This is a genomic window from Pseudoclavibacter sp. RFBB5, assembly GCF_002931555.1.
In the GTDB taxonomy this organism is placed as follows: domain Bacteria; phylum Actinomycetota; class Actinomycetes; order Actinomycetales; family Microbacteriaceae; genus Pseudoclavibacter.
In genome coordinates this window covers 247,623-261,768 of the sequence record NZ_PSTZ01000010.1, presented here as the reverse complement: position 1 = coordinate 261,768, position 14,146 = coordinate 247,623, and the positions used below count along the sequence as shown (strand labels likewise).

The 14,146-nt window shown below is 67.9% G+C and carries 13 protein-coding genes; 8 read left to right on the top strand and 5 right to left on the bottom strand.

Annotation, left to right across the window (positions count from 1 at the left end):
* Positions 1–128: 128 nt before the first annotated feature.
* Positions 129–818, bottom strand: a complete 690-nt coding sequence (locus C5B97_RS15990; RefSeq protein WP_104252061.1) for a fasciclin domain-containing protein — start codon at positions 816–818, stop codon at positions 129–131.
* 286 nt (positions 819–1,104) lie between these two features.
* Here C5B97_RS15990 and C5B97_RS15985 point away from each other — a divergent pair, with 286 nt between their 5' ends.
* From C5B97_RS15985 to C5B97_RS15965, 5 genes are all read left to right on the top strand, one after another.
* Entirely contained in the window at positions 1,105–2,901 is a 1,797-nt protein-coding gene (locus tag C5B97_RS15985; RefSeq protein WP_104312970.1) for a cytochrome c biogenesis protein CcdA, read from the top strand.
* A 100-nt stretch (positions 2,902–3,001) separates the two neighbouring features.
* On the top strand, positions 3,002–3,559 hold the full coding sequence (gene sigK / locus C5B97_RS15980; protein WP_258065891.1) for an ECF RNA polymerase sigma factor SigK: 558 nt from the start codon (positions 3,002–3,004) through the stop codon (positions 3,557–3,559).
* Positions 3,556–4,557 carry an anti-sigma factor gene (locus C5B97_RS15975; RefSeq protein ID WP_104312968.1) on the top strand — a complete coding sequence of 334 codons (1,002 nt, stop codon included), beginning with the start codon at positions 3,556–3,558 and terminating at the stop codon, positions 4,555–4,557. Before sigK ends, C5B97_RS15975 begins: the two co-directional genes overlap by 4 nt.
* Positions 4,558–4,692: 135 nt before the next feature.
* Positions 4,693–6,372, top strand: a complete 1,680-nt coding sequence (locus tag C5B97_RS15970; RefSeq protein WP_104312967.1) for an SDR family oxidoreductase — start codon at positions 4,693–4,695, stop codon at positions 6,370–6,372.
* 288 nt (positions 6,373–6,660) lie between these two features.
* Positions 6,661–7,446: an SDR family NAD(P)-dependent oxidoreductase gene (locus C5B97_RS15965; RefSeq protein WP_104287516.1), complete on the top strand. Its 786-nt coding sequence runs from the start codon at positions 6,661–6,663 to the stop codon at positions 7,444–7,446.
* A gap of 391 nt (positions 7,447–7,837) precedes the next feature.
* Here the strand turns inward: C5B97_RS15965 and C5B97_RS15960 are convergent, their stop codons facing one another.
* Both C5B97_RS15960 and C5B97_RS15955 read right to left on the bottom strand, forming a co-directional pair.
* The gene (locus C5B97_RS15960) at positions 7,838–8,617 is read right to left on the bottom strand and encodes a hypothetical protein (RefSeq protein WP_181027047.1); all 780 of its coding nucleotides are present in this window, start codon (positions 8,615–8,617) and stop codon (positions 7,838–7,840) included.
* Positions 8,618–9,197: 580 nt separating this feature from the next.
* Complete coding sequence (locus C5B97_RS15955; RefSeq protein ID WP_104312965.1) at positions 9,198–9,761, bottom strand: DJ-1/PfpI family protein; 564 nt, start codon at positions 9,759–9,761, stop codon at positions 9,198–9,200.
* A 321-nt stretch (positions 9,762–10,082) separates the two neighbouring features.
* On the opposite strand from C5B97_RS15955, the gene C5B97_RS15950 reads away from it, so the two are divergent.
* From C5B97_RS15950 to C5B97_RS15940, 3 genes are read left to right on the top strand one after another with little or no spacing between them, the layout of a single operon-like run.
* A complete protein-coding gene (locus C5B97_RS15950; RefSeq protein ID WP_179557806.1) occupies positions 10,083–10,694 on the top strand; it encodes a hypothetical protein in 612 nt (203 codons plus the stop codon).
* On the top strand, positions 10,691–12,292 hold the full coding sequence (locus C5B97_RS15945; RefSeq protein WP_104312964.1) for a GMC family oxidoreductase: 1,602 nt from the start codon (positions 10,691–10,693) through the stop codon (positions 12,290–12,292). Before C5B97_RS15950 ends, C5B97_RS15945 begins: the two co-directional genes overlap by 4 nt.
* Positions 12,293–12,301: 9 nt before the next feature.
* A complete protein-coding gene (locus C5B97_RS15940) occupies positions 12,302–13,207 on the top strand; it encodes an IclR family transcriptional regulator (RefSeq protein WP_104312963.1) in 906 nt (301 codons plus the stop codon).
* 17 nt (positions 13,208–13,224) lie between these two features.
* On the opposite strand, the gene C5B97_RS15935 is transcribed toward C5B97_RS15940, so the two are convergent.
* Positions 13,225–13,728 carry a hypothetical protein gene (locus C5B97_RS15935; protein WP_146080843.1) on the bottom strand — a complete coding sequence of 168 codons (504 nt, stop codon included), beginning with the start codon at positions 13,726–13,728 and terminating at the stop codon, positions 13,225–13,227.
* 3 nt (positions 13,729–13,731) lie between these two features.
* Complete coding sequence (locus tag C5B97_RS15930) at positions 13,732–13,962, bottom strand: hypothetical protein (RefSeq protein WP_104312961.1); 231 nt, start codon at positions 13,960–13,962, stop codon at positions 13,732–13,734.
* Positions 13,963–14,146 lie beyond the last annotated feature (184 nt).

Genomic DNA, 14,146 nt, shown 5'->3' with positions numbered 1-14,146 from the left:
ACTCGGAAAGCCGTGCTCTTCCTGTGATAGTCGCGGTCATATCCGCCAAATGCGCAAAAAGAATCAGAGAAAGGCCCCGGATGCAAGATCCGGGGCCTTATCTGTTATTTGTGTTAGTAGGTACTGCCTTACATCTTCGACGGCGGCATGAGCACCGAGTCGATCAGGTAGACAGTCGCGTTGGCCGTCTGGACTCCACCGCAGATGACCTTGGCGCCACCGGCACCGACGGTCAGGTCGTCGCCCGAGCCCTCAACGGTGACGGTCTCGCCCTGGACGGTCGTGTGCTCGCCAGCGATCTCGTCAGGCAGGATCTGTCCCTCGACGACGTGGTAGGTCAGGATGCCCGAGAGCAGGTCCGCGTCGGTCTTGAGCGTCTCGATCGTGCCGGCATCAATCTTGCCGAAGGCCTCATCCACCGGTGCGAACACCGTGAACTCGCCACCGTTCAGCGTCGAGACGAGGTCGACATCAGGGTTGAGCTGTCCGGAGACCGCTGCGGTGAGCTGCGTGAGCAGCGGGTTGTTGGAGGCCGCGACCGCAACCGGGTCCTGGGACATGCCCTGAACCGAGCCAGCGCCGTCCGGCACCTGTGCCGCGTAGTCCGCGCAGCCGGGGCCAACGAGGTTGGCGGCTGGGTCCATCGTCTCCATGGAGGTCTCCATGGGCGACTCCATGGTCGTCTCCATGGGGGACGCTTCCATCGAGGCGTCAGGCTCAGCCGTGGGGGCCGAGTTCGAGCAGGCTGCCAGGCCGAAGGTCGAGATGGCCGCCAGCGAGAGGAGGGCGAGTGAGCCCTTCCTGGTGATAGTGCGCATAACTTCACTCCTCATTTCTCGGCCGGTGGGCCGGAGCCGCATCCGTTGCGGTTCACTGAGACATTCGGAGGCCCTCCCGGGACGGATTGGAAAAGTTCGGAATAAATTCTGGGGCGTCGCAATCGCGGGTTTCGAGTCCTTACATATGGGTGCCCCTCCGAGGCCCGGGATGTGACCTCCTCCAGCAACAGAAGAGGTGGTGAGACCAAACCGAAACGGACACCGCTCCGAACTCCGTTCACAGGCATCACTGACCGCCTGACAGCCACGCTGCAGGGAGCGCAACATGATCTCGCTAGGACTCATCGGCTTCCTCGGAGGCCTCATCACGGGAATATCGCCGTGCATCCTCCCGGTGCTGCCCGTCATCTTCTTCTCGGGCGGCGTGCAGGGTGCGCGCAGCGACGAGGAGATGCAAGCCGAGGCCCAGGATCCCGGGGCCGATGGGCCCGACGAGGGCGCGCTCAAGACGAGAGTCAAGAGCGAGCAGAAGACGAAGCGGCGCGCATCCGCCCGTCCGTACCTCGTCATCCTGGGCCTCGTTACAAGCTTCAGCGTCTTCACGCTGCTCGGCTCGCTGCTCCTCAGCCTCCTGGGCCTCCCCCAGGATGTGCTCCGCTGGGCGGGCATCATCGTGCTGGTGCTCATCGGAGTCGGCCTCATCGTGCCGAAGTTCGAGCACCTCCTCGAGAAGCCGTTCTCGTGGATCCCGCAGAAGCAGGTCAACACCGACCGCGGCGGCTTCCTCCTCGGCATCGCCCTCGGCGCCGTCTACGTGCCGTGCGCCGGCCCCGTGCTCGCCGCCATCACGGTTGCAGGCTCGACCGGCCAGATTGGCATCGAGACGGTCATCCTCACGGTGACCTTCGGCATCGGTGCGGCGATCCCGCTCCTCATCTTCGCCCTCGCCGGGCGCCGGGTGGGCGAGCGCGTCAAGTCGTTCCGCAAGCACCAGCGCGGCATCCGCATCACGGCCGGCGTCGTCATGATCGCCCTCGCGATCGGCCTCGTCTTCAACCTCCCGCAGCTGCTCCAGCGCCTCGTCCCTGACTACACGGCGGGCCTGCAGGAGCAGTTCAACTCGAACGAGCAGGTCGAAGAGGCCCTCGCGTTCGGCGGCCTCGTCAACGACCAGAACGAGCAGCTCACCAACTGCACGCCCGGCGATCCTGAGCTCGGCGACTGCGGTCCCGCGCCCGAGATCCTCGACATCCAGGAGTGGATGAACACTCCCGACGGCGAAGAGGTGCAGCTCGCAGCGCAGGCAGCTGAGGGCAAGGTCGTGCTCATCGACTTCTGGGCCTACTCCTGCATCAACTGCATCCGCTCGATCCCTCACGTCACCGCCTGGGACCAGGCCTACAAGGACGCCGGCCTGCAGGTCATCGGCATCCACTCGCCCGAGTACGCCTTCGAGAAGGAAGCATCCAACGTCTCAAACGCGATCGACGAGTTCGGCATCGAGTACCCCGTCGCACTCGACAACAACCTCGGCACGTGGACGAACTACCGCAACCGCTACTGGCCAGCCCACTACCTGATCGACGCGAGCGGCACCGTCCGCGCCATCCACTTCGGTGAAGGCGGATACGCGGAGACCGAGGCGCAGATCCGCGACCTCCTCAAGGAAGCCAACCCCGACGTGCAGCTGCCGGGTGAGACCGACACCTCGGACACGACGCCCGAGCTCGGAAGCACGACCCCCGAGACCTACCTGATGCCGACGAAGGTCGTCAACTACGCAGGTGAGGGCGATTACGGCCAGGGCGACCGCAGCTTCACGTTCCCCGCCGAGCAGCAGCAGGACACGTTCTCCCTCGAAGGCGACTTCAACCTCGACTCGCAGGGCATCAGAAGCGACGACGAGGGCAAGATCAAGCTCTCGTACACGGCCTCGACCATCCGGATGGTGCTCGGCGGATCGGGCACGGTGACCGTCGACGACGGCACGGGCCCCCGCGAGATCCAGGTCGAAGGCAACCCAGGCTCGTACCTCCTCTTCGAAGGGGACCAGAGCAAGCAGGGAGAGCTGACCGTGACGCTGGGGGGTGGCGTGGATGCTTACTCATTCACCTTCGGTTGAGGCCAGGCCGAACGACCCAGCCCCCGCCAGAGCTCCCGCTGATTCACAGGTTGAAGTCAACCGAATTCGCGAAAGCTTCGAGAGATGGCAAGCTGAGCTGGTGAGCGAAGCCATCGGAGAGATAGAGGAACTTCTCGTGCGTACCGCCACAGGAAGCAAGGAAGCCTTCTCCACCCTCTACGACCTCATGGCCCCGCGAGTTCTGGGGCTGATCCGGCGAGTGCTTGTCGACCAGGCGCAATCCGAAGAGGTCGCACAGGAAGTGCTGCTGGAGATCTGGCAGACCGCCGCGTCGTACTCGCCGAGCAAGGGCAAGGCGACCACCTGGATGCTGACTGTCGCGCACCGCAGAGCCATCGACCGGGTGCGTGCATCCCAGGCGTCGAAGGACCGTGACCTGAAGATCGGGGTGCGGGACTTCGAAGGGGAACGCGACGACGTCGCCGAATCCGCGGAGATCAGCATCGAGCACAAGCGTGCACAGCAGGCGCTCGCGAAGCTCAGCGATCAACAACGTGAAGCCGTCACCCTTGCCTACTACGGGGGTCTCACGCAGAGTGAGATCGCGGAACGGCTCGAGGTGCCGCTCGGCACGGTGAAGACGAGAATCAGAGACGGAATGAATCGGCTGCGACGAGAGTTGGGGGTGGAGTCATGAGCAACGAACAGGATCGCGAACGCGAAGAGCTCGAGCAGCTGCTTGCTGCAGAGGCGCTCTCCGCCAACGACTTCGACGATGCCGCCGACCGGGCGCTGCTCAACAAGCTCCTGGAAGACGGCGAGCTCTCCGAGGAGTTCGAGAGCTACCAGGAGGCCGCAGCCCAGCTCGCGCTGGCCACGGACCCCATCCGACCGCCCCTCTCCATGAAGGACTCGCTGTTCGCGAAGCTCGACAGCTTCCCGCAGCAGAACCCGATCGGCGACGAGCGGGATGCGACGTCCTCCGCCGATGCCTCGGACGCGACCGGAGTGCCTTCGCGCGCCGACGTGGCGAACGAAGACACCGACGGCGAGGGACGGCGCAAGCTATCCCTCGTCCCGGAGCCGCAGACCGACGAGGACGACGATCGTGATCTCCACGACGATCGTCGCATCGCCTCGGCTGGCGGGGGCGCATCCAGCACCGGCCACGGCGAGGACGACTTCGGTCCCGTCGAGACGCGTGCCCGTGGCCGTTGGTTCCGCAGCAGCGCACAGGCGATGTTCGCAGCAACCGCGGCCGTCGTGCTGGCCGTCGGCCTGTTCCTCGGCGGAGGCTTCGCCTTCGGCGGGTTCGGGCAGGATGGGCAGGAGCCGCCGACCGCCGACGGTGACGTCGCGCTGATCCTCGCCGCCCCCGACGTCGACAGCGCCCGCACCGAGGTCGCCGGCGGCGGGACGGTCACCGTCTACTGGTCCGAGGAACTCGGCCAGTCGGCGGTCGTCGCCCACGGCATGGCCCAGCTGCCAGCTGAGAACGACTACGAGCTCTGGTACATCGACGGCGAGGGTCCGGCACCTGCCGGCATCCTGACGATGGCCGACGGATCCCCGGCAGTGCGCGTGCTCGACGGCACATTCGCGCCCGGCATGGCCGTCGGTGTCACCGTCGAGTCGAAGGGCGGCTCGGAGACGGGCCTCCCCACCACCGACCCGGTCGCGGTCGTGCAGAGCTAGAAGCCGAGCAGAGCACAGCCGGAAAGACCCTCGAGCGGCTCGGCCGCTCGGGGGTCTTCCCCGTCCCGGACGGCCCGAACTCCGCGATGTCAACCCATCATCTTTCGGTCAGTCTGAAGTCATAGCCTCGCGAGCATGGCATCCCCAGGCACGCCCCCATCCGGCCCCGCAGGCAACGACTTCACGACCGGCGACGCCCCGGCCAACAACACCACTCCCGCGACCCCCGCACCGACCGGCAACGAGCCCGCGCTCAAGGCCAAGCCGCGCCCCGACGGGTCCGCTCCCCGCGTTCTCGTCTTCGGTTCCACCGGCTACCTCGGGGGGCGCCTCGTGCCGCGCCTCCTCACCGCCGGCTACCGCGTGCGCGTGCTCGCCCGCAACGCAGGCCGCGTCGCCGCCTACGACTGGGGCGACCAGGTCGACGTCGTCGTGGGTGACGCCGACGATCCGAAGGCCGTTGGCGAAGCGATGCAGGACATCGACGTCGTCTACTACCTCGTGCACGCGATGGGCTCAGGCTCCGACTTCGAGCGCACCGATCTGAAGCTCGCCGAGAACGTCGCCGAGCAGGCCGCGAAAGCGAACGTCTCCCGCATCGTGTACCTCGGCGGCTTGCATCCCGACGACGCGAAGCTCTCGAAGCACCTGCGCTCCCGCAAGGAGGTCGGCGAGGTCTTCCTGAACTCGCCCGTGCCGACGATCGTGCTGCAGGCCGGCATCGTCATCGGTTCAGGATCGGCGTCGTTCGAGATGGTCCGCCACCTCACCGACGTGCTTCCCTACATGCCGGCCCCGCAGTGGGTGCGCAACCACATCCAGCCCATCGCCGTGCGTGACGTGCTCCACTACCTCCTAGGTGCCGCCCGAGTGGAAGCGGATGTGAACCGTCCGCTCGACATCGGCGGGCCAGACGTGCTCAGGTACGGGCAGATGATGAACGGGTACGCGGTGAAAGCTGGCCTTCCGCAGCGTGCCATCGCCTCGCTCCCCGTCTTCACGCCCGGCCTCGCATCGAGGTGGGTGAACCTCGTCACGCCCATCCCGAAATCGATCGCCCGCCCGCTCGTCGAGTCGCTCCAGAACGAGTGCGTCGTCAAGAACCGAGACGTGGACGCGCTCATCCCGCCGCCCGAGGAAGGCCTCACGACGTACCTGCGAGCCGTCGAGCTGGCGCTCGGCCGCGAGAAGCTGCGCGCGACCGAGACCAGCTGGCGAGACGCGAACGTGCACAACTCGCCGAGCGACCCGCTGCCCGCCGACCCCGACTGGGCAGGGCAGACGGTGTTCACCGACGAGCAGTCGAAGGAGAGCACGGTGCCGCCCGAGCAGCTGTTCCGCGTCATCGAGGGCATCGGCGGCGACAACGGCTGGTACTCGTCGAAGCTGCTCTGGGGAGCCAGAGGCATCATGGACAAGCTAGTCGGCGGTGTCGGCCTGCGGCGCGGACGCACGAACCCGGACCGTCTCGCCGAAGGTGACGCCCTCGACTTCTGGCGCGTCGAGACGATCGAACGTGGCGGTGAGCACGGGTCGCTGCTCCGCCTTCGCGCCGAGATGCGCGTCCCCGGGCTCGCCTGGCTCGAGATGCGGGCCGTGCCCGTCGGCGACGGCGAGGGCGAGACGGACGCGCAGGGCGACGGCGAGAAGGATGGGGAACGCATCCGCTCGCGCTACGAGCAGCGCGCCGTCTACTTCCCGCAGGGGCTGCTCGGCCGCCTCTACTGGGCTGCCGTCTTCCCCTTCCACGGCTTCATCTTCGCGACGATGGCCTCCCGCATCGTAGCGACGGCAGCCGCGAACGCGGACGACTGAGGACTCCCACTCTCATCCCTCCGGCTGGTCCCTCCGGCTGGTCCCTCCGGGCGACCTTCTGGGCCCCAGCATCCACACGGAAAGTGCCGGTCCGTTGCTCGACGAACCGGCGCTTTCCGTATGTCTGCGTGCGGGGTGACGGATGAAGGGTGGCGGGCGTGGATGCGGGTGCGGATGCGCGTTCTCGCTCAGCGAGAGGGACGCTTTCGTCGGACGGTGCGTCCTCCATAGCCTCGCAGCGAGCGCCGCGCACCGGAGCGCAGGCGCCGCTCGAGTCAAGGAGGATTCATGAGCACCGAACAGCGCGTCGCCATCGTCACGGGAGCAGCACGGGGCATCGGCAAGGGAATCGCAGAGCGTCTCGGCCGGGACGGACTGCACGTCATCGTCGCCGACCTGGAGGGCGCCCAGGCCGGCGTCGAGGAGACGGTCACCGCCATCGAGCACGCGGGGGGACGGGCGACAGGAGCTGTCGTCGACGTCACGGATGAGGCATCCGTCGACGCCCTCGTCGAGTTCACGGCCGAGAAGGCCGGGAAGCTGGATGTGTTCATCGCCAACGCCGGCATCGCGCAGGTCGAGTCGCTGCTCGACTACTCGAGCGCCGACTTCCAGCGCGTGCTCGACGTGAACGTCACCGGCGTCTTCTACCAGTACCGCTCGGCGGCCAGGCAGTTCATCAAGCAGGGCGGCGGCGGCAAGATCATCGGTGCGGCGTCGATCGTCGCGTTCCGCCCGTTCGCGCTCCTCGGCCCGTACTCGGCGTCGAAGTGGGCCGTGCGCGGCCTCACGCAGGCAGCCGCGATGGAGTGGGCGGAGCACAAGATCACGGTCAACGCGTACGGTCCCGGCATCGTGGGCACCGCCATGTGGGACCTCATCGACGAGAAGCTCGGCGCGAAGCAGGGCCTCGCGAAGGGTGAGGCGCTCGCGGAGAACGCGAAGTCCATCCTCCTCGGCCGCGTCTCCGTGCCGAACGACGTCGCTCAGCTCGTCTCCTACCTGTCGTCCGAGGACTCCGACTACGTCACCGGCCAGACGATCCTCGTCGACGGCGGCATCCAGTTCAGCTAGCCCCCGCCGCGCGGCGCGGCCGGCCGGCCCCGCCGCAGACCTGGGCCTTGCGCATCCTGTCTCTGAAGCGTGGATGCGCTTGCCCAAGGTCTGCGGCGTCGCCGGCGGAGACCTTGGGGTTGCGCACGGCCTGCGCGAAGGGTGGATGCGGGAGCCCCAGGTCTCCGCGCAGGATTGGCTGAGGGGTGGCGAATCCGCGCGTTGTGTACCGCTCGCCCGCCCGGGCCAGGGGCCGGTCCCGGGCAGCACTGTTGAAGCAGCCCTTCGGCAGACCTAGGTCTTGCGCATTCGCTTTCTGCGGTGTGGGTGCACCGGGCCAAGGTTTGTGGCGTCGCCCGCGGAGACCTTGGGATGCGCGCGCATTGCGTCAGATTTCACCGCACGCAGGGAGTCACATCTCGCCGAGGAGACGCAATCGCCGCTCACGGAGACCGTGCGCGTGCCTGATGAACTCACTGGGGTCCGGCCAGAGGTCCGAGTGCGTGAGGCGTTCACCGTGCCAGACCAGGTTGGTGACAAGCCGCGCTCGCTTCACGTCCCGTCGCCACTGGCTTGGGCTCACCAAGTGACCGAGGCCCTCGAAGTCGTAGGCGATCTTGGCTTTGAGGTCGGCGCAGTCGGGCCGAGCCAGCTCCACGCCGCCAAGTTGCAGTGAGTGCTGCACCGCGAGCTCCGGGTACCCGGAATCGTGGAGCGCGAAGCGCATGAGGCTCTCATACGGCGACTCCACCTCTTCGCGAATCTGCGGGGTCATCTCGCGGAGCAGTGAGGAGCCGTAACCGGGTGACCACTCGGCGACTGCGCTGGCGAGGGCCGCGCGAGTCGTGAGGTTGCCGTTCCAGACACGGTTCGGGTAGTTCCGTGCGACCGTCACGAGCGCGTCGCCGAGACTGAGCAGGTCCGACCGCGCGGCGGAGGCATTCGACCGCACCAGATCACGGCTCATCAGGCAGTACAGCAGTGTCGGGTGCGGCAGGAGGACTCCCTCGAACGCAAACGTGCGCCAGAGTCGCAGCGGCACGATTCGTGTGACCACGCCGGGTCGCCTCGGGAGGTTCCTGCCTTCCGGCACGATGAGATGCACGCGTGTGTCGTTGAGCAGCGGCCACGGCAGCGGGAGACCGAGCACGCGAGCCGCCGAGATCGCCCCGTATGCCTGCGACTCTTTCAAGAGCGGTGCGTACTGCAGGTCGTGGGCTCGCAACCTGCGGCGGATGGCAGCGGCCTTAGCCTCATGCTCAATCATCGGCTCGAGCGCGAGGGCGTCGACGCGCACTCCGCGAAAGGGGCGCTCAAGGCCGCGGTTCTGCAGTCGGCCCCTGCCTACCCCGAGCGCTTGCGCATCCGCGACCGTGAAGCTCTGGCCCCGGAGCTCAGCCGGGAGCTCTGTCCGAAATCGCGGGGGTCTCTGGCCCGAAGTCATAGGCCGAAGCTAGACGCGGGCCAGCATCCACGGTCTTGGGGAACTACTGCCTGTGGAGAGAGCCCCTGTGACAACGCAGTCAACCCCGGCGCTGGCGGCGTCACGCGTGGCGAGACCTGGGGGTTGCGCATGCTGCGGGGGTGGTGTGGATGCGTTGGCCCTAGGTGTGCGTTGGCGCGGTGGGAAGCGCGGGTGAGACCTGGGGCTTGCGCACGCCGGGCGAGTATGGCGGATGCACAAGCCCCAGGTCTACGCCGGGGACGGGGACGGGGACGAGGACGGGAGCGAGCGGGGCAGGGGCGGGGCAGGGGGAGCGCGCCTGCGGGCGCTACGCGGAGAGGGGGGCCTTCTCGCGAAGGAGCGCGATGAACTTGCCGAACCAGGGGCCGTTGTCGTTCCAGGCGCGGGCGCTCACGAGGTTGCCGTCGACGAGGGCCTCCGAGCTCTCGTAGGTGCCGCCGCCGGCCTCGATGTCGGCCGCGATCTCGGGGAAGCCCGACGTGGTACGACCCTCGAGCACGCCCGCCTTCGCGAGGATGATCGGCCCGTGGCAGGTGACGGCGACGGGGGAGTCCTCGCCGAAGAAGTGCCTCACGATGCGCTTCACGTCCTCGTTGTTGCGCAGGTACTCGGGGGCGCGCCCACCGGGAACGACGAGGGCGACGTAGTCGGAGGGGTTCACGTCGGCGAGGGCGATGTCGGCGTTCCAGCCGTGCCCGAGCTTCTCCGTGAACGTGTCGTAGCCCTCGAAGTCGTGCACCACGAACTGCAGGCGCTTCTTGGTCGGGGCCGCGATGACGGGCTCGTAGCCCTCCTCGCGGAGCCGCTCGTACGGGTAGAACACCTCGAGGGTCTCGGAAAAGTCACCAGCGAGGATAAGGACCTTGGACATCGTTGTCTCCTGTTCTCAGTTGCTGCAGGCGCGAAGGGTGCTGCCTGCGGGATGCGCGGGGCCGTTCTCATCCGCCCCGACACGTCACAGACTCCCGTCGCTGCGACCACCCAGGCAACGCCGTTTCTTGCATGTCGAGAATGCGAGTGGTGAGGAGAGGATCGTGCGGGGCACCGTATGAGCACCGCATCCACCGCCGCGTCGCCGATGACGCGAGGCGGGTGCTGGCCCCCACCGGCACCGGACGGTTCGAGTCCGGCCTCGACGGGCCTATCGGGACCACCGCATACCAAGACCTCAATGGAGAGGAGAGCGACACCCATGGCATATCCGGCCAAGTACCCCCAGCTCAACGAGACAGAGCTCACCGAGCACGCTCGAGATCTGCTCGTGCGCGTCATCCGGGTGGCATTCCCGCACCCGTCCTTCCCCGATTCGCCGTACGAGCGGACCGCGCAGATCATCCTCGAGGAGTCGAAGTCGTCGACGTGGCTTCGGGTGACGCTCACGCAGGGGCTCCTCACGCTCGACTCCCTGTCGGCGGGCGACTTCACCGCCCTCGACGAGGACCAGGCGACGGCCGTGCTGCGGAGCATCGAGCACACCGACTTCTTCGGCTTCATCCGCCGCACGACGGTGCTGAACCTCTACGACGACCCGGAGGTGTGGAAGGCGGTCGGCTACGAGGGTTCCTCGTTCGAGCTCGGCGGGTACGTGAACCGGGGCTTCAACGACCTCGACTGGGTGCCTGAGCCACTCATCGAGGAGCCAGCGGATGTGCCGTTCTCGCCGCTGCCCGGACTGAAGCGTCCGCAGACGGGTGCCGTGCGCATCCCGGCGGCATCCGCAGCCGAGGCGGCCGGCGACGGCAACCCCATCTCCACCAACCAGCCAGGCGATCTCGCCGCGAGCCACGAAGGAGTCGAGCGATGACCGAGGACACGGGCGCACGCCCCACGCAGTTCGGGAAGCCCATCTCGCAGGACGACGAGGTCGTCGTCGTCGTCGGCTCCGGGGCGGGAGGCGGCACGATCGCGCACGAGCTGACCGCGAAGGGCATCCCGGTGGTTGTCCTCGAGGCTGGCCCGTACCTGCAGAACGAGGACTACGAGAACAACGAGTGGCAGGCCTTCAACCAGATGGCGTGGCTGGATGCGCGAACCACGAGCGGCTCGTGGCGCATCGCGAAGGACTTCCCGAACCTTCCCGCGTGGATCGTGAAGGCGGTCGGTGGCACGACGACGCACTGGTCCGGCGCGACGCCTCGCTTCTACGAGCACGAGTTCAAGGCGCGCAGCACGTACGGTCGCGTCGACGGGGCGAACCTCCTCGACTGGCCGATCACGCTCGACGAGCTCGCGCCCTGGTATGTGAAGGCCGAGGACGCGATCGGCTCGACGCACACGGGCGGTCGGGCGCCGCTGCCGGCCAACAACAACTACAAGGTGCTCGCCGAGGGTGCGAAGCGGGCCGGGTACACGCACTACTCGACGGGGCCGTATGGGACGAACGCGGAGCCGTACGACGGGCGGCCCGCATCCATTCAGGACGGCTTCAACTTCCAGGGAGACAAGAACAAGTCGAAGTGGAGCACGATGGTGCGCGAGATCCCGCGTGCCCTCGCGACGGGGCTCCTCGACCTCCGCACGGAGAGCCACGCCGTCCAGATCACGCATGACGTCGACGGGCGAGCGGATGGGGTGCTGTACCTCGACCGGGACGGCAACCTGCAGCGCCAGCGGGCCAGGGTCGTCGTCGTGGCGGGCAACTCGATCGAGACGCCACGCCTCCTGCTGCTGAGTGCGAGCTCGCTGTTCCCCGATGGCCTCGCGAACTCGTCCGGCCAGGTCGGGCGCAACTACATGCGCCACACGACCGGTTCGCTGTACGCCCGCTTCGACAAGCCCGTGCGCATGTACCGCGGCGAGACGATGGCCGGCGTGATCCGCGATGAGTCCGGCCACAACCCGAGCCGCGGCTTCGTGGGCGGCTACTTCATGGAGACCCTCTCGCTCGGGCCCGCGTTCCTGGCGAGCTTCGCCGACCCCGGCGCGTGGGGCAAATCGTTCACCTCGGTGCTCGACGCCTACGAGAACACGGCCGGCATGTGGATCGTCGGTGAGGATCTGCCGCAGGAGTCGAACCGCATCACCCTGAACCGCTCGGTGACGGATGCGAACGGGCTGCCCGTCCCGAACGTGCACTACGACGACCACCCCAACGACGTGGCCATGCGCGAGCACGGCTACGACCGCGGCACGCTGCTCTACGAGGCGGTCGGTGCGGAGCACGTGCACCGCACCCCGCCGTATCCGTCGACCCACAACCTCGGGACGGCGCGCATGAGCGAGCGACCCGAGGACGGGGTCGTCGACCGGTGGGGTGCATCCCACGACGTGCCGAACCTGTTCGTGGGCGACGGATCCGTGTTCACGACGAGCGCCGCGGCCAACCCGACGCTCACGATCGTGGCGCTCGCCATGCGCCAGGCCGACTACCTGGCGACGCAGCTGCGCGCCGGCGAGCTGTAGGGAGACGTCATGAGCCACGCGACACTCACCGCGGGTCCAGTCTTCACTGCGCATACTGCTGCGGTGAGTGTCGACGTGGATGCCCCCGGAAGCAGATCCGCCCCCTCGATCGCCGCCGTGCCTCCCCTCGAGGGCGACGCGGGCCCGGGCACGGCGTCGGCCGCGCCTTCCTCGAGCACGCTCAAGGCGCTGTCGCTGCTGGAGCTCGTCGCCCAGAACGGCGGCGCGACCGCGACTGAGATCAAGGAGACGCTCGGGTTCTCGCTGCCCACCGTCTACCGGCTCGCCCAGCTGCTGGTGGATGCGGACTACCTCGTGCACCTGCGCGAGGAGCGCCGGTTCGAGCTGGGCTACAAGGTGCACGAGCTCGGCCGGGCGCTGCACCAGCAGCTCGGGGTCTCGCCTCCCATGCGGGCGGTCGTGCAGGCGCTGCACGAGGCCGGCGACGTGGCGGCGTACTTCGCGGTCTACCGGGGCACGGATGTGGTCGTGGCGCACGTCGCCGACTCGGCGCGTGCACAGCGCATCCGCCCCCTCGAGTTCGGCTTCCACGAGGCGACACACGCGACAGCGTTCGGCAAGATCATCCTCGCCGGCATGAGCGTGGAGGAGCGTGACTCATTCCTCGACGCGAACGGCATGCCCTCGTTCACGGATGCGACGATCACGTCGCGCGACGAGCTCGAGCGACACCTCGAACGGGTACGGCTGCGGGGCGTGGCCTGGGAGCGTGAGGAGTTCGTGCCAGGTCACACGTGCGCGGCCGTCGGCGTGCGCAGCGCCTCGGGTGAGGTGATCGGAGCGGTCGCACTCTCGCTCGAGTCGCCGCGTCTCGGCCATCGCTCGGACGAGCTCGAGCGGCTCCTGCGCGGGGCGGGCGCGAGGGCCAGCCACCTCGTGCGCCGCGGACGGTAGGCTCGCGCGGCCCGGGGTCAGTCGGCGGATGCGCCCAGGAACTCGACGTCGGTACTGGCCGTGAGCGGCTGGTCCGTGACATCGGTGACGGTCACCGTGATCGTGTAGGTCCCCGGCGTGCCGAGCTCGAAGGAGATGTCGCCGCAGACGGTGTCGTAGTTGCTGGGGAGCGCCTTGGCGGTGCGCGTGATCGTGTCGACGCCCTCGGCGCTCGCTGTGTACTCGCAGGTGCCGGATCTGGTGACGCCCGAGACGCGCGCCTCGGCTGTGATCCACGAATGCCGGTCGTCGGCGGTGGCGGCGAAGATCAGGTCGCCGGCGGCCTCCGTGGCGCCGCCCGGCTGGTCAGGGGGAGCCGACGAGGCGGGGGGAGCCGGCGCGAACGTGCCGGTGGCTGATTCCGAACTCGCTCCCGATCCGGCCGCAGTGCATCCGGTCAGCGCGAAGGCCGCCGTGAGGGTGGCCACGACTCCAAGGCCCGCTGCCTTCCAGCGGGCCGGGGAGCTGCGGCGTGAGGTCATGGGTCAGGCTCGGTCTTGGAGCTCCTTGACCGCGCGTGCGAAGTCGCGGGTCTGCAGTACCTCGAGGGCGGCCCCGGCGTCGGATCCGGCCGAGACGACGCAGAGGTCGTCGATCTTGTTGATGAAACCCAAGATGCGGCCGTCCTTGACGACGCGATACGTGTGCTCGGAGAGGCGGTCGACTCGGCCCTCGGCGGGCATCGTCGCGGTGAGAGGTGGAACGGGGAATGGCATGAGGCTCCTGCCGTCATTGGCGACCGTCTCGAACGGATAGTCGCATCCTCGCGCATCGACATGTGCGCGGAGCCACTTCCACGGGATCTGTGGAGGGTTCTCACCACATCTGTGGGAAGGCGATACCTCCTAGAAATACGCTACCCAGCCGATGGCCGTTCAGCTCTTGCCTCGCGGGGCGCGC